This is a genomic window from Laspinema sp. D2d, from assembly GCF_025370755.1.
Taxonomy (GTDB): Bacteria; Cyanobacteriota; Cyanobacteriia; order Cyanobacteriales; family Laspinemataceae; genus Laspinema.
Window position 1 is genome coordinate 124,558 of sequence record NZ_JAMXFC010000003.1, and the last position, 21,583, is coordinate 146,140.

Annotated in this window: 18 protein-coding genes; 13 read left to right on the plus strand and 5 right to left on the minus strand. The window is 48.0% G+C overall.

Features of this window, described 5'->3' with window-relative positions; translation table 11 throughout:
* Positions 1–112 precede the first annotated feature (112 nt).
* Together larE and NG796_RS03205 are read left to right on the plus strand one after the other, a co-directional pair.
* Positions 113–943 carry an ATP-dependent sacrificial sulfur transferase LarE gene (larE, locus tag NG796_RS03200; protein ID WP_261204475.1) on the plus strand — a complete coding sequence of 277 codons (831 nt, stop codon included), beginning with the start codon at positions 113–115 and terminating at the stop codon, positions 941–943.
* Positions 944–1,024: 81 nt separating this feature from the next.
* Positions 1,025–1,492: a phosphate-starvation-inducible PsiE family protein gene (locus NG796_RS03205; protein ID WP_261204476.1), complete on the plus strand. Its 468-nt coding sequence runs from the start codon at positions 1,025–1,027 to the stop codon at positions 1,490–1,492.
* 26 nt (positions 1,493–1,518) lie between these two features.
* Here the strand turns inward: NG796_RS03205 and NG796_RS03210 are convergent, their stop codons facing one another.
* Complete coding sequence (locus tag NG796_RS03210) at positions 1,519–2,994, minus strand: methyl-accepting chemotaxis protein (RefSeq protein WP_261204477.1); 1,476 nt, start codon at positions 2,992–2,994, stop codon at positions 1,519–1,521.
* Positions 2,995–3,156: 162 nt separating this feature from the next.
* On the minus strand, positions 3,157–4,809 hold the full coding sequence (hcp, locus tag NG796_RS03215) for a hydroxylamine reductase (protein ID WP_261204478.1): 1,653 nt from the start codon (positions 4,807–4,809) through the stop codon (positions 3,157–3,159).
* 370 nt (positions 4,810–5,179) lie between these two features.
* Here hcp and NG796_RS03220 point away from each other — a divergent pair, with 370 nt between their 5' ends.
* From NG796_RS03220 to NG796_RS03235, 4 genes are all read left to right on the plus strand, one after another.
* Positions 5,180–5,878: a Crp/Fnr family transcriptional regulator gene (locus NG796_RS03220; RefSeq protein WP_261204479.1), complete on the plus strand. Its 699-nt coding sequence runs from the start codon at positions 5,180–5,182 to the stop codon at positions 5,876–5,878.
* The gene (locus NG796_RS03225; protein ID WP_261204480.1) at positions 5,875–6,087 is read left to right on the plus strand and encodes a hypothetical protein; all 213 of its coding nucleotides are present in this window, start codon (positions 5,875–5,877) and stop codon (positions 6,085–6,087) included. The genes NG796_RS03220 and NG796_RS03225 overlap by 4 nt, the downstream gene beginning before the upstream one ends.
* Positions 6,088–6,578: 491 nt before the next feature.
* A complete protein-coding gene (locus NG796_RS03230; protein WP_261204481.1) occupies positions 6,579–8,360 on the plus strand; it encodes an NB-ARC domain-containing protein in 1,782 nt (593 codons plus the stop codon).
* 156 nt (positions 8,361–8,516) lie between these two features.
* Complete coding sequence (locus tag NG796_RS03235; RefSeq protein ID WP_261204482.1) at positions 8,517–9,395, plus strand: serine/threonine protein kinase; 879 nt, start codon at positions 8,517–8,519, stop codon at positions 9,393–9,395.
* 278 nt (positions 9,396–9,673) lie between these two features.
* Here NG796_RS03235 and NG796_RS03240 read toward each other — a convergent pair whose 3' ends face one another.
* Positions 9,674–9,805 (minus strand): hypothetical protein, encoded by a 132-nt coding sequence (locus NG796_RS03240; RefSeq protein ID WP_261204483.1) that lies wholly within the window; start codon positions 9,803–9,805, stop codon positions 9,674–9,676.
* A 525-nt stretch (positions 9,806–10,330) separates the two neighbouring features.
* Between NG796_RS03240 and NG796_RS03245 the strand changes: the two genes are divergently transcribed.
* From NG796_RS03245 to NG796_RS03270, 6 genes are all read left to right on the plus strand, one after another.
* Positions 10,331–11,734 carry a HEAT repeat domain-containing protein gene (locus NG796_RS03245; protein ID WP_261204484.1) on the plus strand — a complete coding sequence of 468 codons (1,404 nt, stop codon included), beginning with the start codon at positions 10,331–10,333 and terminating at the stop codon, positions 11,732–11,734.
* Between the two features lie 325 nt (positions 11,735–12,059).
* Positions 12,060–13,787, plus strand: a complete 1,728-nt coding sequence (locus NG796_RS03250) for an iron uptake porin (protein ID WP_261204485.1) — start codon at positions 12,060–12,062, stop codon at positions 13,785–13,787.
* Positions 13,788–14,151: 364 nt separating this feature from the next.
* Positions 14,152–15,129 carry a LysR family transcriptional regulator gene (locus NG796_RS03255; RefSeq protein ID WP_261204486.1) on the plus strand — a complete coding sequence of 326 codons (978 nt, stop codon included), beginning with the start codon at positions 14,152–14,154 and terminating at the stop codon, positions 15,127–15,129.
* A 114-nt stretch (positions 15,130–15,243) separates the two neighbouring features.
* Complete coding sequence (locus NG796_RS03260; RefSeq protein ID WP_261204487.1) at positions 15,244–16,347, plus strand: anthranilate phosphoribosyltransferase family protein; 1,104 nt, start codon at positions 15,244–15,246, stop codon at positions 16,345–16,347.
* A gap of 121 nt (positions 16,348–16,468) precedes the next feature.
* Complete coding sequence (locus tag NG796_RS03265; protein ID WP_261204488.1) at positions 16,469–17,095, plus strand: molybdenum cofactor guanylyltransferase; 627 nt, start codon at positions 16,469–16,471, stop codon at positions 17,093–17,095.
* Between the two features lie 295 nt (positions 17,096–17,390).
* On the plus strand, positions 17,391–18,125 hold the full coding sequence (locus NG796_RS03270) for a response regulator transcription factor (protein ID WP_254567101.1): 735 nt from the start codon (positions 17,391–17,393) through the stop codon (positions 18,123–18,125).
* Between the two features lie 281 nt (positions 18,126–18,406).
* Here the strand turns inward: NG796_RS03270 and chlP are convergent, their stop codons facing one another.
* Positions 18,407–19,627 (minus strand): geranylgeranyl reductase, encoded by a 1,221-nt coding sequence (gene chlP, locus NG796_RS03275; RefSeq protein ID WP_254567100.1) that lies wholly within the window; start codon positions 19,625–19,627, stop codon positions 18,407–18,409.
* 207 nt (positions 19,628–19,834) lie between these two features.
* Here chlP and yidD point away from each other — a divergent pair, with 207 nt between their 5' ends.
* Positions 19,835–20,335 carry a membrane protein insertion efficiency factor YidD gene (yidD, locus tag NG796_RS03280; RefSeq protein ID WP_261204489.1) on the plus strand — a complete coding sequence of 167 codons (501 nt, stop codon included), beginning with the start codon at positions 19,835–19,837 and terminating at the stop codon, positions 20,333–20,335.
* Between the two features lie 212 nt (positions 20,336–20,547).
* On the opposite strand, the gene NG796_RS03285 is transcribed toward yidD, so the two are convergent.
* Complete coding sequence (locus NG796_RS03285; protein WP_261204490.1) at positions 20,548–20,967, minus strand: low temperature-induced protein; 420 nt, start codon at positions 20,965–20,967, stop codon at positions 20,548–20,550.
* Between the last annotated feature and the right edge of the window lie 616 nt (positions 20,968–21,583).

Consider the following 21,583-nt stretch of genomic DNA (forward strand, 5'->3'; position numbering starts at 1 on the left):
TCGCAAAATTTTGGGGAGTAGCAACAAATTTAAGTTAATAAACCGGGTTTTTTGTCCGAGGGGACCGACCTCCGTTTTGACTCAATAACCGTTTTTTAAAACCGAATCACTCATGCAACAACTCCAACAACTTCAACAAATTTTTCAAGAAATGGACCGGGCATTAATTGCCTATTCCGGCGGTATTGATAGTACCTTAGTTGCTAAAATTGCTTATGATACTCTGGGAGACAAAGCGTTAGCGGTTACGGCAGTTTCACCCTCTCTACTTCCAGAAGATTTAGAGGATGCGCGGATTCAAGCGGCAGAAATTGGCATTCCTCATGAAGAAGTCACCACCCAAGAAATGGCGAATCCCAATTACACTTCAAATCCGGTTAATCGGTGTTATTTCTGCAAAAGTGAACTCCATGATACCCTCAAACCCCTGGCAATATCCCGGGGATATCCTTATGTAGTGGATGGGGTAAATGGGGATGATTTGCATGATTATCGCCCGGGGATTCAAGCGGCGAAAGAACGAGGGGCGCGATCGCCTCTTGCGGAAGTCGGACTCACCAAAGTTCAAGTGCGTGAATTGGCGAAATTCTTAGACTTGCCTTGGTGGGATAAACCCGCCCAACCCTGTTTAAGTTCTCGGTTTCCTTATGGGGAAGAAATTACCGTAGAAAAGCTTCAAAGAGTCGGTCGCGCCGAGCGTTATTTACGCAAATTAGGACTGAAAAATCTCAGAGTTCGGTCCGAAGGTGACAGCGCCCGAATTGAATTACCCCCGGAACAAATCAAGGAATTTGTCTTAATCACGGATTTGCCTGCTTTAGTGGCTGCTTTTCAGGAGTTTGGATTTATTTACATTAATTTAGATTTAGAAGGGTATCGCAGTGGTAAACTCAATCAGGCGTTAAGCCCCGAGGTTTTGGCAACAACATCAGCAGGGGGATAGGTAATAACTCCCGTCACCAGCGGAGATACTCCGCTGACCACCCCTGGTTTACCGCGTTCTTTTATTTGTAATTGAGACACGATGAGACAATTGAAAAGAGGGTATTACAAATTAAGCAATTGTTTTCGAGATGATAATTTTGTTCATCTCACGGAACAAATTCAGATTGCGATCGCAAAAATTTTGTCAATTTTAATGATTATTATCATTTTAGTAGCCCTTTGTGATTTGATTATCTTTTTAGCTACCGTCATATTTACTGAACCCGTCGGCTTTTTAACTAATACTTTATTTAAAATATTTGGCTTGTTCCTGAATATTCTAATTTCTATGGAAATTTTAGAGAATATTACGGCCTATATGAAAAAGCATACGGTTCAAGTTGAACTGGTGATTGTGACGTCTCTGGTTGCTGTGGCCCGAAAAATTATTATTTTTGACCTAGAAAAATATTCTGAGTTTGCTTTACTGGGTTTGGCGGTGGCTATTTTTGCCCTGTCGATTAGTTACTGGATTGTTCGCAGTCTTAATTCTGGCAGCCGAGTCTAATCTAAAGATGCACCCTGAAAGTCTTTCTAAACCATTGTCTTTAAACTCAATGCAGCTTGATTGAGTTGCTGCATTCCCAGTTTGGTTTGACTGATGCCATTTACGGTTTCTTTCGACCCATTGTTAATAGAATCCATTGCTTCAACCACTTGCTGAATAGCATTGGCTTGTTCCTGCGCACTCAAAGAAATTCGGGCGCTGCGGGTAAAAATTTCTTCAATGGCATCGACAACGGACTGAAAAGCTGCCGTCATCTTCTGGATACTCTCTACGGATTCTTTTACTTTTTTATTTCCTGCTTCAGTTACTTCTAAGGTTGAACTCATGGCCGTTTGAATCTCGATAATCAACTGTTGAATTTCTTCGGCAGATTTTTTACTATGGTTGGCAAGTTGTCGAATTTCAGCCGCTACAATGGTAAATCCCTTGCCATCGATTCCCGCCCGTTTGGCTTCCATCGCGGCATTTAAGGCTAAAAGGTTGGTTTGATTAGCGATGCGACTGACGAGATGGGAAATGGTTTCAATGCGGCGGGTGCGTTCTTTTAAGTCCTGAATTTTATTAGAAATTGCAGTGGAATTATGTTGGACTTCTGCCATTTCTCCTAAGAGATGTTGCACGGTGTGACTTCCTTCTTCTGCCAAATTCATCACAGCAGCAGCCGCTTGTTTGGCGGCGATCGCCTCCTGTGCGGACGCTTCTGAACTGTGACGAATATGGGTAGTGGTGGCAGTCGTTTGATGGACAGAAGCTGCTTGCATCGAAACTACTACTTCCTGTTGGGTGACGATCGCGGCTATTTCTGTGGAAGATGAAGCGATCGCTACAATCGCTTTTTTGATTTGAGACTGGAGGATCTGTGTTACCCAACAAATCCCCACTAATACGGCCAAGTTTAATAGAAATAACGTGATTTGACTGACTTGAGTCAACTGGACTTTATCCTTGGCAAAATCTTCCGCAGCAAAGACGGCAGCATTAGACAATTCAAAAAATAATTCACTTTCTTGCAGGAGAAGCGCATCTCCCTGGGGTTGGTTTCTATGCTCTTGAATAGTGGCTTTTAGGGTAAACCACCCGGTTTGAACAGCCTGCATTTTTTGTAAAAATTTTGGATCAGTTGCCGGGGGAAGTTGTAAGTCCCGATCGCCTTTAATCAGTCCCTGGATGATTCGCTCAACTTCCTCGATTAACTCATTTTGTTCTGAATCAGCCAGTTCTAATTTAACCAATCTCTGGCCCGCCCCTCGGATGATTCCGGTATGATTCACCACTCGCCCATCATTACTCATGCGATTAATGAGATAAGAAACGGAGGCTACATTAATAAATGAACAAGTAAACAAGGCGACGGCTGCAACGGTTAACTGAGTCGTAGTTTTCATAGGTTCGTGATTTAAGGAGGTCAAATCAGCGATCGCCTCGCGACTCTTCCCCATCGGGATGAATCGGAGTTCCACCAGATTACTTTGCCAACCGTAACATTTTCTCGAAAAATTCACGAGGGCATTTTTGCGTAGGTAACCCTCCCTAAATTTACCTAAAAAAAAGCCCGGTTTATCAACCGGGCGGGTTAAAAATTCCAACCAATGCTAGATTAGTCTCCAGAAACTTAGCCACGGGCGGGCTAATTGACAACAGGGTTCAACCCCTTGGATTCCGGATTATCCCTCGACCTTTGTCCCTAAACAGGCCGCTAAATCTTCCTCGGGCGTGCCTATCTCCTTGAGATTGTAAGTTTGGGAAAGTAACTTGAACACATTCGGAGAAATAAACGCTGGCAGAGTTGGCCCTAAGCGAATATTTTTAATTCCCAAATGGAAAAGGGTCAGCAAAATCGATACGGCTTTTTGTTCATACCATGACAAAATCATCGAAAGCGGCAGTTCATTCACGCCCACCCCAAATGCATTGGCTAAGGCTAGGGTAATTTGCACGGCGGAATAAGCATCATTACATTGCCCCACATCCATCAATCGCGGAATTCCCCCAATGTCTCCGAGTTCTTTATCAAAGAACCGGAATTTGCCACAAGCGAGGGTCAGCACAACGCAGTCTTCAGGGACTTTTTCCACGAATTCGGTGTAATAGTTGCGGCTGGGTTTGGCCCCATCGCAACCGCCGACGAGGAAGAAGTGGCGAATATCTCCCCGTTTCACCGCAGCGATCACCTCATCGGCAACACCCAAGACGGCATTCCGGGCAAATCCGGTGGTGACTTGGCGGGGGTCTCCCGTATCGGTAAATCCAGGCATGGATAAGCTACAGGCGATCGCAGGGCTAAAGTCGCGATTTTCAATATGGGCCAGACCGGGCCAACCCACAGGGCCACAGGTGAACACTCTATTAATATAGGTGTTATGGGGAGGCATCAGACAGTTCGTGGTCATGACGATCGCCCCAGGGAATTTCGCAAATTCGCGGGTTTGATTTTGCCATGCGGTCCCATAATGACCATACAGATGAGGATATTTCTGCTTGAGTCCCGGATACCCATGCGCGGGTAACATTTCCCCGTGGGTATAGACGTAAATTCCCTGGTTAGCCGTTTGTTTAAGGAGTTCCTCTAGGTCCTTAAGGTCATGACCCGAGACGAGAATCGCTTTACCCGGTTGGGTTCCCAGAGGAACGCGGGTGGGGACGGGATGACCATAATTTCCCGTATTCCCGGCATCGAGAAGTTCCATCGCCAAGAGGTTGATTTCCCCCACTTTGAGGGCGATTTGTACCCAGTCTTCCAGGGATAAATCCACTGAGTCAAGTCCGGCTAAGGCTTCATGACAGAAGGCATAGAGGCGATCGTCTTCCTGTCCCAGTTCTTGCGCATGGTAGGCGTAGGCAGCGATGCCTTTGAGTCCATAAATAATGGTCAGTTTGAGGGAGAAAATATCAACGTCTTTGGCAGATTTGGAGATAAATCCATATTCGACATCTCGCCCTTGTTGGACTAATTCATCAAGGGTGGGGGCGGGTTCCAAGGTGGCGGGACCTTCGGGAAAACGGACATCAGGGACCACAGCTTGCAGTTGCGCTTTCAATCCATCCCGCAGGGCGATCGCCTGATGGATATATTGAACAAAACTTTCCGGGTCGAAGTTAACGTTGGTGAGGGTGGAAAAGAGGGTTTCGCAGGTAAAGCGATCGGCTTCGCGGTTAATAATTCCGTATTTCCGGGCGGCGATCGCCACTTGTCCCAGTCCCCGCAATAAATGGGTTAATAAATCTTGTAGGGCATCCACTTCGGGACTTTTTCCACAGGCACCCCATTGATAACAGGCTTCTCCACCGGCAGTTTGTTCGCATTGGCTGCAATACATGATGTTACCTCTCGGTCGCTTTCGTCTTCTTATCTCTACTCTAAGTTGGCCCTCGGGGAATGTCTTTGACTTAAGTCAAATCGCAAGACATACGGAGGCATATTTTAAGAATTCCCCCTCAATCCTGCAAAGATTCAGAGATCAGGGGTCAGTCCAATGGGTGTGAGTTTTTCTCAAGGGATTTCCATAAAAAAACTTCTAATGCAGAAGTAATGCCGAATTATTCAAGCCCCCCTTAACAACGCCAATCGGTTGGGGGGATCTCTGATAGAAGATTTTATTTTGTGGAGTTCCCCAACCGCATTCTGGATTAGCCAGTTTTGCCAGTACAATCAAATCAATGCATTGATCCAGTCCTGGGAATCCTGTCTTGAAAGACCAATCTTTTGATAAACCCGCATTTCTTGCCCAAACTCCCCTGTTTCAGAGTTTACCCCCAGACCAGCATCAGGCCCTTGCCCAGATTGCGATCGGCCAATCCTATCAGAAAGGAGAGGTGTTGTTTTGGGAAGGAGAGGATGAAAGCGTTGGTTTTTTCATCGTGATTTCCGGTCGAGTTAAAGTATTTAAACAATCTCCCTTGGGCAAAGAACAGATTTTGCAAATTTTTGTAGCGGGTCAGCATTTTGCTGAAGTGCCTGCTTTTGATGGTCAACCCTTTCCCGCTTCTGCGGCTGCCCTAGAGTCCACTCAGGTGTTGTTCTTTCCCCGGACTGCATTGGTGGCCTTGATGCAAGCCTATCCCAATATTGCCATAACTTTGTTAGGAATTTTTGCTCGTCATCTACGCTGGTTGGCTCATGTGGTGGAAGATTTATCGTTGAAGGATGTCCCTCAACGCTTGGCGGCTTATCTTCTTTATTTAAGTGATTCACCCCAGGGGACTTTGGCACAAGTGGAACTGGATATTACGAAAGGGCAGTTGGCGGCTTTTTTGGGGACGATTCCGGAGACCCTCTCGCGGGTGTTTGCAAAACTCAGCAGTGAGGGAGTTTTGGAGATTGAGGGGGCGCGGATTCGCTTGTTGGATCTGTCCCGGTTGCGGGTTTTGGCGGGAATGTCCGAGTGAGGGTGAGGGATGATGTCACCGAGATAGAAGCTTTATACCTAGAGTTGGGGGAAACACAAAGCATAGTTTATCCTCCGGTTTGCTTTGAGGCGGGGGAGTTGGGGATGCCTCACGATCGCGCGATCGCCCATTTTTATCGCGAATTGTGTCATGTTTTGTTTCTTAAGTTGATTTTTTCTATTCCTTGTGTTAAAATTTCTGCCTTTTAGGGGTAAGTATATATTCTATTCTTGATCAAGATCAACCAAAAGTGGCTCTCTACTGGGTTGTTTTCAAAGCCAGGTAGATACTTGCCGTTTCCGATACGTCCTTGCTGACTCAGGAACAATACCTCACTGAAGTGAGTAGTCCTAGGGCCTGAGAATGTTTTCTCGCTGTTTTTTCCTCACCGCTGAGTTCAAGGGGAGGTGAGGAAATAAAAAATTTTATCTCTCTAAGGTTAAGTTTTTTCCAAGATGATTAAAATATCGAAGAAACACTTGATTTTTTATTCAAAGTGCTGAAGCATAATGGATAAAATATTGTCAAGTAGCTAAAGAAAGAAACACCTAACATAATCGGGAGAAAATCCTCCAAATGCCCAGGAGAGAAGGGTTAGAACATTGATCGCCTGGGGGAAAATTCAGCGATCAATGTCCGGGTATCGTCTCCTTGGGCGATCGTTATCGGTATAAAACGCTATCAATCAAAAAATTTTCTATTGATCGCAGAAGCAGGCAACAAATCGGTAGAAACACAGTATAATGAAAAACGTTGTATCGTTTGTAAAGATTTAGAAGCCTTGACTAACCAAATTCCCCCCGAATTTTTAACCGGAGTCGCTAAAGAACGAGGCGTTTCCGATGCAGAGTTAGAAACGGTGATGATGGCACTTGACGGCAATTCCACCGCCGCGATCGCCACGATCCTCGGGATCAGCAACATTGCCGTGCGTAAACGTCTCGGCGAAGTCTACAGAAAATTTAGCATTTATGGGCGGGGTCCGGGCAAGCTGGCCGAATTACGTCATCAGCTATTCTATCAATACCAAGCCCAAGAAACCGAAGCACCGGCACCTACCAAAACCAAAGGTAAAGCCAAAGCTGAACCGGCTGCAACTTCCAGCAAAAAAGCGGAACCGGCACCAGCAGCAGCAGAACCGTCTACCGAAGTTGTTTCCACCGGAAACCGCCGCCCAGATTGGGGGGAATCCCCGGATGTATCCCAGTTTTATGGACGCACCGAAGAACTTAAAATCTTAGAAGAATTAATTATCGATGAAAGCTCTCGGTTAGTCACCCTTTTGGGCATGACAGGCATCGGCAAAACCGTCCTTTCTGTACAGATTGCTAAACAACTCGAAAGCGAGTTTGAATTCGTAGTGTGGCGGTCCCTTTCGGCAAGTCCCAAACTCGAAGATTTGTTAGGGAACCTCTTGCAAACCCTTTCCACCCAAAAGAAACCGGATATTCCCGAGGACCTCAGCGGCAGAATCTTACGCCTGCTAGACTTCCTGAAAAAGAATCGCTGCCTGATTATCTTAGACGATATCGATACCTTGCTCAAAGGTGATGAACTCGCGGGAAATTATCGTCCCGGATTTGAAAATTATCGCGATTTCATCAAGCGGATTGCGGAAACCAATCATCAAAGCTGTTTCGTCCTCGTTACCACGGAAGAACCCGCTGAAATTGCCTTGTTGCATGGGGAAAAAGTTCAGACCCTGCAACCGATGGATTCCCACGAAATCGCCCGGGAAATCTTTGCCGATAAAGGCGTGCCTCCCACGGATAAAGAGTGGCTGGAACTGGTTAAACGCTATGGAGATAATCTCTTGGCGTATAAAATTGTTGCCACCACCATTAAAGAATTCTTTAATGGCAATACCGCCACTTTCCTGAAAGCAACCGAGTTGTTTATCGAAGATACACTGACTCATTTACTAGAGCAGCATTTCGGGCGGTTATCTCCCTCAGAAGAAGAGATTTTGTACTGGTTGGCGATCGCCAAGGCTCCGGTTACCCTGTCCCGCTTGCGCGAGGATATGTTATTACCCGTATCCCTCTCGGATATGCTCAAAAACCTCGATTCCTTGGATCGCCGTGCCTTAATTGAAAAACAAGAAACAGCCAGCGATATTTTCTTCACCTTACAACCCTTGATGATGAAGTTTGTCTCTACTAAATTAGTGGAGAATGCTTGTGAAGAAATTAAACAGTTGGTGAAAACTCAAAAACTCTCAAGTTTAAGAATTCTCATCCAACATAATCTCGGTGCAGCCGCAACTTCCGGTAAAAAAGGTAAAGCGGCGGCGGCTCAAAAACCCCAAATGGTGCAACAGATTAAAAATCAGTTGCAATTTTTCGTGATGCGAAGTGGGGGATATGATGAGTTGATTACTCAACTCGAAGCCATTGCTGCAAAACTCGAAGATAAAACCCAATTGGATGTGGGATATGCCAGCGCGAACCTTCGCAATTTGCTTGCCCTCATGGCGGGTTAAATCGGGTTTCTTCTAGGCGATCGCCTAGAAATTCCAATCCAAACCGGGGAAATTTGGCTTCAGGAGATCGCTTTTTTAAAAAAAATGCTGTCACCGTTGCAAAAGAGCCAAGTTTCCCCTCACTCCTTAGAAACCACTCCTCTTCTCAAATGGGTTGTGAGTTATTGTATTAATCCCAACTGCATCCATCGGGAAAATCCTGATACCGAGAGTCACTGCGGCAACTGCGGTTCTCCCTTACTGATTAGCGATCGCTATCGGATTAAAACTCCCTTGCGAGAACCCAATCCCGCTTACCCCTGCGATATCTATGAAATCCAGGATTGGGGTGAACAGGAATGGGGAACCCCCAAGGTGATGAAAGTCCTTAAATTTACGACTCAGCCCGATTTTGTCCGCTTGTTTAAGCAAGAAGCACGGGTTTTAATCTGGTTGCGTCATCCGGGGATTCCCCAGGTGGAACCGGGGGGATATTTTATCCTCACTCTGGGCGATCGCAAATCCCTCCACGGATTTGTGATGGAAAAAAAAGCCGGGAAAACCCTAGAGGAACAGATTGAGACACAGGGTCCTATTTCCGAATCGGTTGCTTGCAAGGGGTTAGCACAGTTGATGGAGATTATCCGCACCATTCATCACGAAGGATTGGTACACCGCGATATTAAACCCAGCAATCTGATTCTCACACCCGATGGACAAGTGCACCTGATTGATTTTGGCAGTGTTGCCGATCGCCAGAGTAGAAGTACCCGGGTGGGAACTTCTGGTTATGCACCCCCGGAACAACTCCTCGGGGATACCCAACTGCAATCAGATTTTTTCGCGATCGCTCGGACCTGGTTATATAGTTTAACAGGATTAACTCCCCTTGACTTTCCGGAAACCCCCGAAGGACAGCTTATCTGGCGTAATTTGCTTCCCGATCTCTCTTTGGAGTTCGCCCAGTTACTGGATGACTTGATGGCACCCGACTGGCACAGTCGTCCTCAATCGGCACAAGCTATTTTAACCCGCTTAAAGTTATTATCGGTCTGAGTCAGAGCAAATCTCCCAAACTGAACCTCTCCCTATGTAGGAATACGGTTTTCAGTGAGATGTAATAGCCGGTTTAGGTGGAAGTTAGGACTGATGCAAATTTGAAGAGATCACCCTCACGATAGGATAAACCTGACCTCAATCACTTCTACTATCTATAAGCCGTGATCCGGGGTAAGCTTTGTTAGTTCGAGCGGTTATCTTATATGCACCCTTGATGCAATGTTTACCCTGGAGAATATTGGTCACTTTGATCCCTAAACTTGTCCAGTCAAGTGTTAGTTCTCACGCAGGTATTTCAAGATGCGATCGCAATTACTATCGGAGGAGAACTCTCCCCAAGGTTCCACCGACGTCACCCCGGCTCCCGGCAGATTTTTAGCATCTTTTAAAACATTTTTAAGCAGCATTTGATACCTTTTGAAAAATTAATCCGGTTTTAAGCAAAACATTAACCCAGGGCGTTGGTCTTCAATCAGTTCCCGAGAACCAGAAACCCGTTTTCTACTTCTCAAGCCAGGGGCAAAGCAGGCGCTTCGCTGGTCAAGAAACCCGGTTCTAAGGTTGACGGTCCCCATGAGCTAGGCCAGGGATATAAAATGGGTTATAAAGCGGGTTTCTGTACAAAAGTTTTGCTGGCTTGGTCACAGATTTGGGCTGAAAACCTGGGTTCTTGTCCCAGGGTTCTAAACCTGTACCGACATTCTCGGGAAAGGCGTCAAATCCCTTACTGCTACTTGGTAAAATTAGATACCAAACTTTAGGTCTAATGCAATTTACGGATAAGAAAAATTCGATTTAGGTATCAATAGGCCAAAATTGACTAGCACATCCAGCCACACCAAGGATAAATTGAAAGGGATCAAAGTCAGACTGGAACCTTTGTAACTTTGGCACCCCTTGCAACTAGCCCAATTCAAAATTCACCCATCAATATGCCCCTAACTCTCTCTACTCTGTTAGAACAAGCTAACGCAGCCGCACAACAAGAAGATTGGCAATTGGTGACCCAATGTTTGGAAAAATTAGCCACAATCCCAGGGACAACTAGAGTGGAGTCTTTACCTGTCTCAACGGAAGAACCGAACGGGCGATCGCCCCAGTTGAATATATCTTCCCTCGTGAGTTTGGCGAATCAAGTCTTAGAATACGGAGATTTTCAACAACGATGGGAAGTCGCGAAAGTATTCCCCCGTCTAGGAACTGAGGCGATCGCCCCCCTATTGGAGATTCTGGCTGATTCTGATGCAGAAGTAGAATTGCGCTGGTTTGCGGGTCGAATCCTGGCGGAGTTTAATAACCCAGAGGCGATCGCCGCCCTGATTGAATTACTCAATAGCCAAGAAGACGAAGAATTAAGCTCAATGGCAGCTACTGCCCTCGCTCAAATGGGAGAACCGGCGATCGCCGCTTTAACTAAACAGTTAGCCGATTCTACCTCCCGAGCATTAGCAGTGCGCTCTTTAGGGAAAATCCGCCATCCCCAAATTATTGAACCCCTCTTGAGTGTGGTGAGCGATCGCGATCCCCAAGTCCGTTCCGAGGCGATCGCCGCCCTGAATAGCTATGATGACCCACGCATCCCCCAGGTCCTCGTTGAATCCATCCATGACTTTCATGCCTCTGTCCGTCGGGAAGCTACCATCGGCTTAGGCTTATGCGCCATGCGACCCTCCTATAAAAACGATACCCAAGGCATCTACAGGGCGATCGCTTCAGAAATTGAAGAACTTCTGCGGGAGCGTTTATGGGACTTTAACCCCGGGGTCACTCATCAGGCGGCGATTTCCCTGGGACGGGTGGGAACGCCGAAAGCTGCCACCTGCCTGGATGAAATTCTCCACTCCCCCGCTACTCCCATGCCTTTACAACTTCAGGCGGTTCGTGCGTTAGCTTGGATGGGAACGCCCGAAGCGTTGGAATATTTAGAAAAAGCCTTAGTTAGCCGAGAAAAGAATAGTTCGAGTCCCGAAGTGATCGCTGAAATTGTCTCTTTATTGGGACGGATTGAAGTGCCCCAGTTGAAGCCAAAAGCGGCCCAGATGCTGATAGAACTGTTAAACCGCAAGCCAAAAGTAGGCGGCAGAGACTCGATGCGGAGGGAACAGGCGATCGCCTCAGCGTTGGGTTATCTCGGCCAAAAAACCAGTATAGAACCCTTGATTCAACTGTTAGCGAACTCCGAGGCGGGGGTCCGGTTTCATGCGATCGCCGCCTTGAAACAGATTGCGCCGGATCAAGCTTATCCAAAACTGCTGGAGCTCTCCTGTCAACCCAGTGCCAGTCCATCGCTGAAAGAAGGGGTGGCAGTTGCCTTAGAAGAATGGGTCAAAAGCTAGGAAATTTTGACAAACGGCGATCGGCCCGAGTTTGACCTAAACCTATTCTCTGAAAAACCCTCGGGGCAAGGAATTCCCCTCAGAGTACCCCTGATCTGTTCCCTGCGATCGGGGCATTTAGTCATGTTAATTTTGCATGAGCTTCAGGGGAGTTACGCATAAGTCCCGGTGTTTTTGCAGCGATCGCTACAAAACCTACCGCTTGAGGATGAGATTTGTTGGGAGATTAAGATGCAGTTAACAAAGGCGCGAATCCGGGCAAACACCGGATCGAGTCGGATTCGTTCCTCGAATTTCCTCTTACCTTCAGGACTATCTGCAACCCATGATGTCTCAACTCTCGTCAATCTTCATCCTGACTACCCCACTCCTTTTAGGGTTCAACTTACTGGGCATCCGGGCGGTTGCGGGTGAACCCGTCCCCTTAAATCCTGCCTCTACCCCAGTCAGCGAACCTGTCGCGGGGGAATTCAACCCAGATCCACTCGACTCAGACCCCTCGGCGATCGGCCCTTCTTCCCGGGAAGATTCGGGGGATGAGGCAAGTCACCTTCTGCAACAAATTGAGTTCTATTCCCAAGCTGATTTAGATTTCGGTCCGTTAGAACAAGTTAACTCTGTTTCCGAGTTCACCGACGTCAGTCCCACAGACTGGGCATTTCAAGCCCTCCAAAACCTAGCCTCCAAGTACAATTGTCTCTTGGGATATGGGGATGGTACTTATCAGGGCAATCGGGCGATGACCCGCTATGAATTTGCCACCAGTTTAAACGCCTGTCTCCAAGTCATCACCGATCGCATCAATGATCTCGACGTCAACACCGGGGATCTCGACCTACTCACGCGGTTAACACAGGACTTTTCTGCCGAACTTGCCACCCTGCGCGATCGCGTAGACAACCTTGAACTGCGAACGGTTGAAATCGAAGCCAATCAGTTCTCCCCCACCACCAAACTGGCCGGTGAAGCCGCTTTCACCCTCGCCGATGCCTTCACAGACGATGTTGACGTCGAAACCGTCTTGAGCAATCGGGTTCGCCTCAACTTTGTCACCAGTTTTACAGGTCGAGATAACCTCTTTACTCGCCTAGAAATGGGCAATATCGGCAACTCCTTTCAGCCTGTCTTAGGGACGAATGAAGGGCGCTATGCCTTTGATGGGGCGACCAATAACACCGTTACCCTCAACCGCCTGCACTATTTCTTTCCCGTTGGTGATAAGTTAAGCGTGCGGATTTTCGCCAATGCCGGAGGGCATCAATTTTATGCCAATACCCTCAACCCCTTCTTAGAAGCCGGTGGCGGTGCCACAGGCGCTATATCCCGCTTCGCCGAACGTAATCCCATTTATCGCTTTACCCTGGGGGGTGCCGGTTTAGGGGTTAAATATACTCTAGGCAGTAATTTAGAAATTAATGCCGGTTACTTAGCCAGTGAAGCCAAAACTCCCATATCAAGCGCTGGGTTATTGGATGGGAACTACTCGGCTTTGGGACAGATTGTTTTAGGCAGTCGATTTCAGGTGGGTTTGACCTATATTCATGCCTATGAAGGTACCTCTGCTCCTCGCTTTGCTTATGGTGGAACGGGTACAAATTTAGGAACTCTTTCCCCGGCAGCGCTGAATCCCCTCAGTCCCTCCTTAAGAGCGACCCCCGTCGTTAGTAACTCTTATAGTGTCAATACATCCCTGCGAATTACTCCCAATTTAATTGTCGGTGGATGGATTGCCAAAACCAGTGCAAGACTGATTGGATTGGGAGATGCTGATATTTGGAATTATGCGGCTACGGTGGTTTTACCGGATTTAGGAACTCCCGGTTCTTTTGCCAGCTTAATTGTCGGGGCTGAACCCCATTTAACCGACCTGGATGTACCTGGAAATCCGGAGTTTTCTAAGGATACTCCCTTTCATATTGAAGGGATGTATAAGTATCAAATTACTCCCAATATTTCCCTAACTCCCGGGTTAATTTGGTTAACAGCACCCAATCAAAATAATGAGAATAGTGATGTGTTTATCGGGACATTCCGAACCACATTTACTTTTTAAAGGAGCGGCATCCTGAACCGGAGAATCTCTCAGAATCAAGCCCCCTCGCGTGGGCTGATTCAATATTGACCATCAACGTGGGATGGGGTAGGAAACTTTTTAGCCCATCAAAACCTAACCCTTCTGCATCCGGTCCCCTCTCCTTAACCCAGGGGAGGGGATTAGAGTGGGGTCTCACTGAGAAGACTTTTCACAGGTTCGGTGCGATCGCCTTGGGATGGTCCCGAACTCCGATGCAATTCATCCCCAGATCAACCAAGGATAGAGAAAATACCTGAAAATCTCGTATCCATTTGTACGAAAAATTTGGGGGTTTTTCAGGTAAGATAAAAAAGGCGGAAAAATCTTATTTATCTCTCCATATATGCGCCTAGAGCAGTTACAAGCTTTTATGGCAATTGCTGATACGGGTAGCTTTCAACAAGCCGCCCGTCGATGCGGGGTCACTCAATCTACAATTAGTCGTCAAATCCAGTCTCTTGAAGCAGAACTCGGCTTGCAATTATTTCATCGTACCGCTCAGGCTAAATTAACCTTGCCGGGAGAGCGATTTTTCCCCCATGCCCGCAAAATTTGTCAGGAATGGCACACCGCAAGAGAAGAACTGAGCCATTTATTAGAAGGAAAACAGCCCGAACTCTGTGTCGCTGCAATTCACTCAGTTTGTGCCTATTATTTACCGCCTATTTTACGAAAATTTTGTCGGCAGTATCCGGAGGTTCAGTTACGGGTGACGGCTTTAGGAAGCGATCGCGCTTTAAAAGTCCTGAAAGATGGCCTCGTGGATCTGGCGATCGTCATGAATAATCGCCTATTAACCTCTAGCTCAGAAATGGTCGTTGACATTCTCTACAATGAGTCCATTCAAGTGTTAATGGCAGCCACTCATCCCCTGGCTCAATATGACCCCGTACCCTGGCAAGAATTAGCCCGTTATCCTCAAGTGGTTTTTAAAGATGGCTATGGAATGCAACGGTTAGTTCAAGATATCTTTGCTAAATACAACCTAACCTTGCGTGCCGTATTGGAGTTAAATACTCCGGATGCGTTTCGCGGGGTCGTCCAGGAAGGTGATATGGTGGCCCTGTTGCCTGAATCAGCCTTAGTGGAAGCCCGTTGCGATCCGAAAGTTGCCATTCGCTCTCTACCCCCAGTCGATCAACTGGATTCCCCTTCCACCCCCTCCCCTGTGAATGGAATTTACCCTTCATTGGGGGGGGATTCTTGTTGGAATCGGCAAGTGGTTATTGTCACCACGAGCGATCGCCTCCAAATTCCCCCCATCCAACACTTTTGGCAACTGGTTCATGACTTTTTGCCCATCAAGGTTGCACCGGGTTGAGGACTGGAATTTCTACTCAATGGCTCTGAGGTTCATTTGAACCAATTCCTCACCCCGGCCAAGATTCTCCTATTTTCCCCGTTTTTCCCCCTTTATTCACTCCTCCTCTCACTCATGAGTACAGCGTTCAGAGAATTTGTCAAAAAAGTGGGCAGCGGTCCCCACACCAGCGAAAACCTCTCCCGCACGGAAGCAGCCGATGCAATGCGGATGATGCTAATCGGGGAAGCAACCCCAGCACAAATCGGCGCATTTTTGATCGCTCACCGTATCAAGCGTCCAACCGGGGAAGAATTGGCGGGAATGCTGGATGCCTACGACGAAATTGGGCCAAAACTCGGAGCGATCGCCGCCTCGTCCCCGGTGATGGTTTGGGGATGTCCCTACGATGGGCGATCGCGAACCGCACCTGTCACAGTCCTCAGTGCTATCCTCCTCGCCAGTTACGGTCAACCTGTTCTCCTCCACGGCGGGGATCAAATGCCCACTAAGTATGGCATTCCTTTTGTAGAAATTTGGGATGCCTTGGGGGTAAACTGGCGAACCCTCGAACTCAAACAAGTCCAGTCCGTTTTAGAAGAAACCGGAATCGGATTCGTGTATCTTCCCAAACAGTTTCCCGAAGCTGCGAGTCTAGTTCCCTACCGCGAGCAATTAGGAAAACGACCGCCGATCGCTACCTTAGAACTGATTTGGGCTCCCTATCAAGGCGATCGCCACCTCGTCGCTGGGTTCGTCCATCCCCCCACTGAACTGATGTTTCGCGATGCTTTAGAATTACGCGGGGACTCCCGTTTAACCACAGTCAAAGGATTAGAAGGCAGTTGCGATTTACCTCGGGAACGCACCGCCATTATTGGATATAGCAATCCCTCCGAAACTGTTGCCCTACCTACGGTCTCCGAGTCGGAGTCTCCCCAATCCGAGCCGTTCCAGCGTCTGCTTCTCCATCCTCGGGACTACGGATTTACCCCAGAAAATGTCCCCTTCCAATCGGAAGCATTCCCCACCCAAATGCAAGGAGTCCTACGGGGTGAACCCAGTGAACTAATGGAATCTGCCGTTTGGAGTGGGGGGTTTTATCTGTGGCATTCGGGGATTGCTGGGGATCTGATTAGCGGTATTGCTCAAGCGCGGGAAGGGTTTAAGAGCGGTCGAGTTGCGGCTAAACTCCAGGAAATTACTCAAGCGGTGAGTTCGCGATCGCTTTTGCCTTAACCCTTGCGAGTCCAGATTAATAGACCAGAAACCGGGTTTCTTGCCCGAATTTATGACCCATTAGCAGAGATTTTGTGCATAAACCCGGTTTCTTACCCCTGTACCAATGCCGTAGCAAACGATGAGCGAATCCATTCCAACCTATCCCCAACTCGCTGCCTTGGTCCTCGCCGGAGGCCAAAGTTCCCGCATGGGGGAAGATAAAGCCCAAATCCTTTGGAAAGGGAAGCCCCTACTCCAGCGTGTCTGTGAAGTAGCCTGTCACTGTGCACCCCACGTTTATTACATCACCCCTTGGCCGGACCGCTATGAGTCCATGCTGAGTCCGGAACAGATCTCGGGAAGGACAGTACAGGCGCTGGCAGAAACGGAGCATCAACGGGGTCCTCTAGGGGCAGTGTGGGAAGGGTTGAGTCAGATTGAGGCGGAGTGGGTGTTGTTGTTAGCCTGTGATTTACCCTTATTAGATCCGGCGATCGTCCAACAGTGGGCCGATCAACTGCCCCATCTACCCCTGGAAAGTCTGGCCCTCGTGCCGCAGCAGGGAACGCTTTGGCATCCGATGTGTGGATTTTACCGGCGATCGGCTTTAGAACCGTTGCGGCAGTTTCTGGAGGAAGGGGGGCGATCGTTTCAACGGTGGTTACCCCAGATTGGGACTACTCCTCTGGAAGTAGGCCCTGCGGAATTTCGGATGTTAAGAAATTTTAATACCCCTGGGGATTTACACACCTCTAGCCCGGAATAGCCTCCGGATTGTCGCCCGGGAGCGATCGCCAGAAGATTGCCAGGGAAAAATACCTTTATTCCAGAGAGAGAACCCTGGAAAATGGGTTTATTTGTTTAAAAATTATCCCTTCGATGACAAATTATGGGTCAAATGCGATCGCGGACCCACCCCCGGATCTAAGCCGTGTAAATCTGGGAATAATTCTTTGGAAAGATTTTAGAATCCTTGCTTATAATTTGTAGAGGAATCTTTACGATTCTCTACATGGTTCTTTATGAACCGTAATCAACCCAGTCTTTCAAAATTTTGAACCATGCCCCGGATACTCGTCATTGACGATGACCCTGCAATCTCGGAATTAGTCGCCGTCAATCTGGAGATGGCTGGCTATGAAGTCAGTCAAGCGGAAGATGGCATCAAAGGTCAAGCGCTTGCGCTGCAACTGATCCCCGATTTAATCATGCTCGATCTGATGCTGCCTCGGGTGGATGGATTCACAGTATGTCAACGGCTGCGGCGTGATGAGCGTACAGCCGATATACCCGTCCTGATGCTGACAGCTTTAGGTCAAACTCATGATAAGGTCGAAGGTTTCAATGCAGGTGCTGATGATTACCTGACTAAACCCTTTGAAGTTGAAGAAATGCTTGCACGGGTGAGAGCCTTGTTGCGACGCACCGATCGCATTCCCCAGGCTGCCAAACACGCGGAGATTCTTAACTATGGACCCCTAACCCTCGTCCCCGAACGGTTTGAAGCTATTTGGTTCGATCGCACGGTCAAGCTGACTCACCTGGAATTTGAACTGTTGCACTGCCTGTTGCAACGTCACGGACAAACGGTCTCTCCCAGTGAAATTCTCAAAGAAGTTTGGGGATATGACCCCGATGATGATATCGAAACCATTCGGGTTCATGTTAGACATCTAAGGACGAAACTCGAACCCGATCCTCGACATCCTCGCTACATTAAAACGGTTTATGGTGCCGGTTATTGCTTAGAGTTACCCAGCACTGCACCGGCTAACGAAAACCCACAAGCCGTATAGTCTCACCCCACAAGGAAGGAAGAACCGGATGGGGAGTTTCGGCTTTCTGAACTCCCTGAAGTTCTACTCCTTTGGGTGATACTGCTCGGGGATCCAGGTCGTTTCATGATTCCATCGTAAAAACAGAAAAACGCTCCCCCAAACTGCTTAATGTCGCGGGAGAGCGCTCTTTCTCGGAATTTCCAGAAAAACTGATTGTCAGGATCAGCTTCAGGATGACTCCAAACAGAATCCAACTTTCCCGAGTCATCGGCTCTAGCTGGATCCTGTTCTGGGCAGTTCTAGGGTGCTAAGGCGTTACCCCGGAGCAAACTACCAATCGTTTTCGCGGTAATCTTCATTTGCACGAAAGGATTGGCGGGAACGACGGTTTTATACAGATAGCTGTCAAACGTCATGCGCTGAACATCCATATCGGCACACATTTCTACGAAGGCTTCCCGCGTGGCATCGGTGCGATAGAAGACTCGTTGCAGAATATCCAGGACCGCGTAGGTGATGCCGTATTTCTTATCCCAACGCTTCAGGTAAATTTTCAGTTCCTCTTCAGTTGGAACGCGGGTCCCGCCTTCAGAAAACTCGACGATGGTTTCGGCACACATCCGGGCGGATTTGGCTGCAAAATAAATCCCTTCCCCAGATGATTTTGTGACGGTACCGGCGGCATCTCCAACGAGGGCGACACGACCTACCACTCGACGCGGACGCGGGTGTTCCGGAATGGGGTGCGCTTCCACTTTGATGATTTCGCCCCCTTCTAGCCGTTTGGCGGCGCGGGTGCGAATACCAGCTTGCAGCTTTTTGATTAAAGCTTGGTTGACTTTCATGGTGCCGGTTCCGACGGCCACATGATCATATTTGGGGAAGACCCAGGCATAGAAGTCTGGGGAAACGTCGGTTCCCACATACATTTCGGCCAGGTCATTGTAATAGGCCATTTTGTCTTCCGGGAGGCGAATCCGCTCTTGGAAGGCGATCGCGTAGTTATAATCCCCGGCATCAATGGCTTTGGCGACGCGAGAGTTCGCCCCGTCAGCCCCAATGACCAGATCCACTTTTAGGGTTTTTTGGGTCCCTGCCACGGAGCCATCGGAATGGTCCGCATAGTGTAAAACATAGGGATCTGTATTGTTTGTGGGAATATCCAGTTTGTGAACAGTGCCGTTAATCAGGTTTGCACCTAATTTCTCAGCGCGATCGCGCAGGAATCCATCCAGGATTTCCCGGCGACACATCCCAATATATTCTTCTTGTTTTTCTAAATTGATATCGACTTCGATATTAGACGGGGAGATCATTTTCATTTTTCTCACCCGACGATCAATGATGTGATCGGGCAAATCAAACTCACTCACCATACATAGGGGTATGGCCCCGCCACAAGGCTTCGCATTATCCAGCTTGCGCTCAAACAGGTAGGTCTCAATCCCTGCTTTTGCAAGCGTTTCGGCAGCAGAGGAACCAGCCGGTCCCGATCCAACAACAGCAACCCGTAGTGCCAAAGAAGTTCTCCCTATCTGTCACGGTTACGGAAAGCAATGGTATCACGGACGAATCCCTTCTGGTCAGCTTACCCCCCTAGATGTGAAGAAAATGAAACAGAGCTTAATATTTCGACACAATTGGTCGGGTTTGGCGGATGCTGGAATTAAGTCTGGGTAAAAGAATAAACTTGGACTGAAAATAAGGGCCATTTTCCCTGGGGCAACATGAACTCGAATGGACTGGATTCGCGGCTGTTACTGGATTCGCGATTGTTGAGGGCGATCGCGATCGCCTCGATTAGCGGCTATCAAAAACACCTCTCCCCCCATAAAGGCTTTTCCTGCGCTCATCGAATCCTCTACGGTGGGGACTCCTGTTCTCAATACATCAAAACCGCCGTCGCGCAAAGGGGCTTATTCGGGGCGATCGCCCTATCTCAACACCGATTTGCCGCCTGTAAAGAAGCGCATCACCTTCTCCGGTCCCAAGTTTGTGCCAGCGATCGACCTCAAAAAAAGCCCAAGCGTTCCAGTCCCAACCGCCTCAGAGATTGTGCCGGTACTGAATTAGCCCCAGGAGTCGGGTGCGATGCCTGTACAGACAGCCTAGAATGCCTCAACCTGTTGGATTGTTGTGGGGGAATAACTTGCAGCGACTGTAGTCCCCTTGAAGAGAGCGCCCTGGATTGTTCAAGTTGCGACTGCGACTTTGGCAGTTGTAGTTAATATCCAACCCATCCAGAAAACAGACGTTCACCCTTTCTAAGCCGAACACTTCCCGAACAGGGTGCGGGTTCTTATAACCCTTAGAAAAAGTAAATTAGTCCCTCAAGGGAAAAGGTCTAAAACCTTTCTCTTGAGGAACTAACTCACTCTAATTTACCTTGTACTAACTTGGGATTTTTCCGAATATTTTATACCCAAATTCGCCTTAGAGATTAATCCTTACCCGTGATGTTTTCAACTGAGTTCTTAACCTGATCGATAAACGAGGTTGCACCATCGGCTTTGGCATCGGCTGGGGAGATCATTTTATCTTGATCTGCAGCCCCTTGAACGCCATTCAAACCGGGATTCGTTTCATCAATCTCATCTTCGAGGGTATAAGGATCATCTCCGATCGCTTCTAGGGATTTCTTCTCAATCTTTAGCATCTGATCCTCACCTTTCGTCGGGCTGCTCGTCGTGGCATAAGCAGGGAAGGCACTCGTGAAAAAGAGTAGGGCAGACACACAGACGGCCAGCAAAAAGCGGAGGGGACGCAAAGTCGGTAATTTTAAGCTGATAGACGGCATATTATGGTTCTCCTGGTCTAAAATTTCCATTGGATGGGAATTCGGGGGTTGCAGGTCTTGCACCCTCTCGGCCTCCCTTATCTGAGTTAAGGTTATCAAGGGATTGTGCCTACATACATCAGCCTTAAGATATAGATGGAGTAGTAAATTTAGAGGGCGATCGCTGCTTTTATTCTCAGACAGGTGGCTAGAGGAATTCATCACCCAGGTCCCGTTAAGACTGGAGATTGCCCACTCCAAAGCGCTCTCATCCGGGCTACCCCCAGGCTGCATAATCTGATCGATCCCGAGGAGATCGCATCAATCTTTCTACTCGGCGTTGTCCCGCTCAATATTATTACTCAGAACAAGATTCTCCCTAGGCAGAATAATCCTAACGAGCCATTAAATTATCGGTTAATTGAGTTCAGGTTACCCAATAAATCCAAATGATAATATTTGGAAATGAGCAGTGGCTCGACCGATTGGATGGGACAATAAGTCAGCAGACTGCTCTTAATGATCCCTAAATCCCACCTTTATTCCGCTGGCTTCCCTCTGATAAAAAAGACGAAAGGGGCATCTAACAGCACAGGTTGGGGGGATTTAACCGGAATTTTAAAGAGGTCTAGTAAAAACTCCATACCCTATCTCTGGGCCTATGTAAATCGCAGGTAGCGAATAGGTAATCCGTGATGCT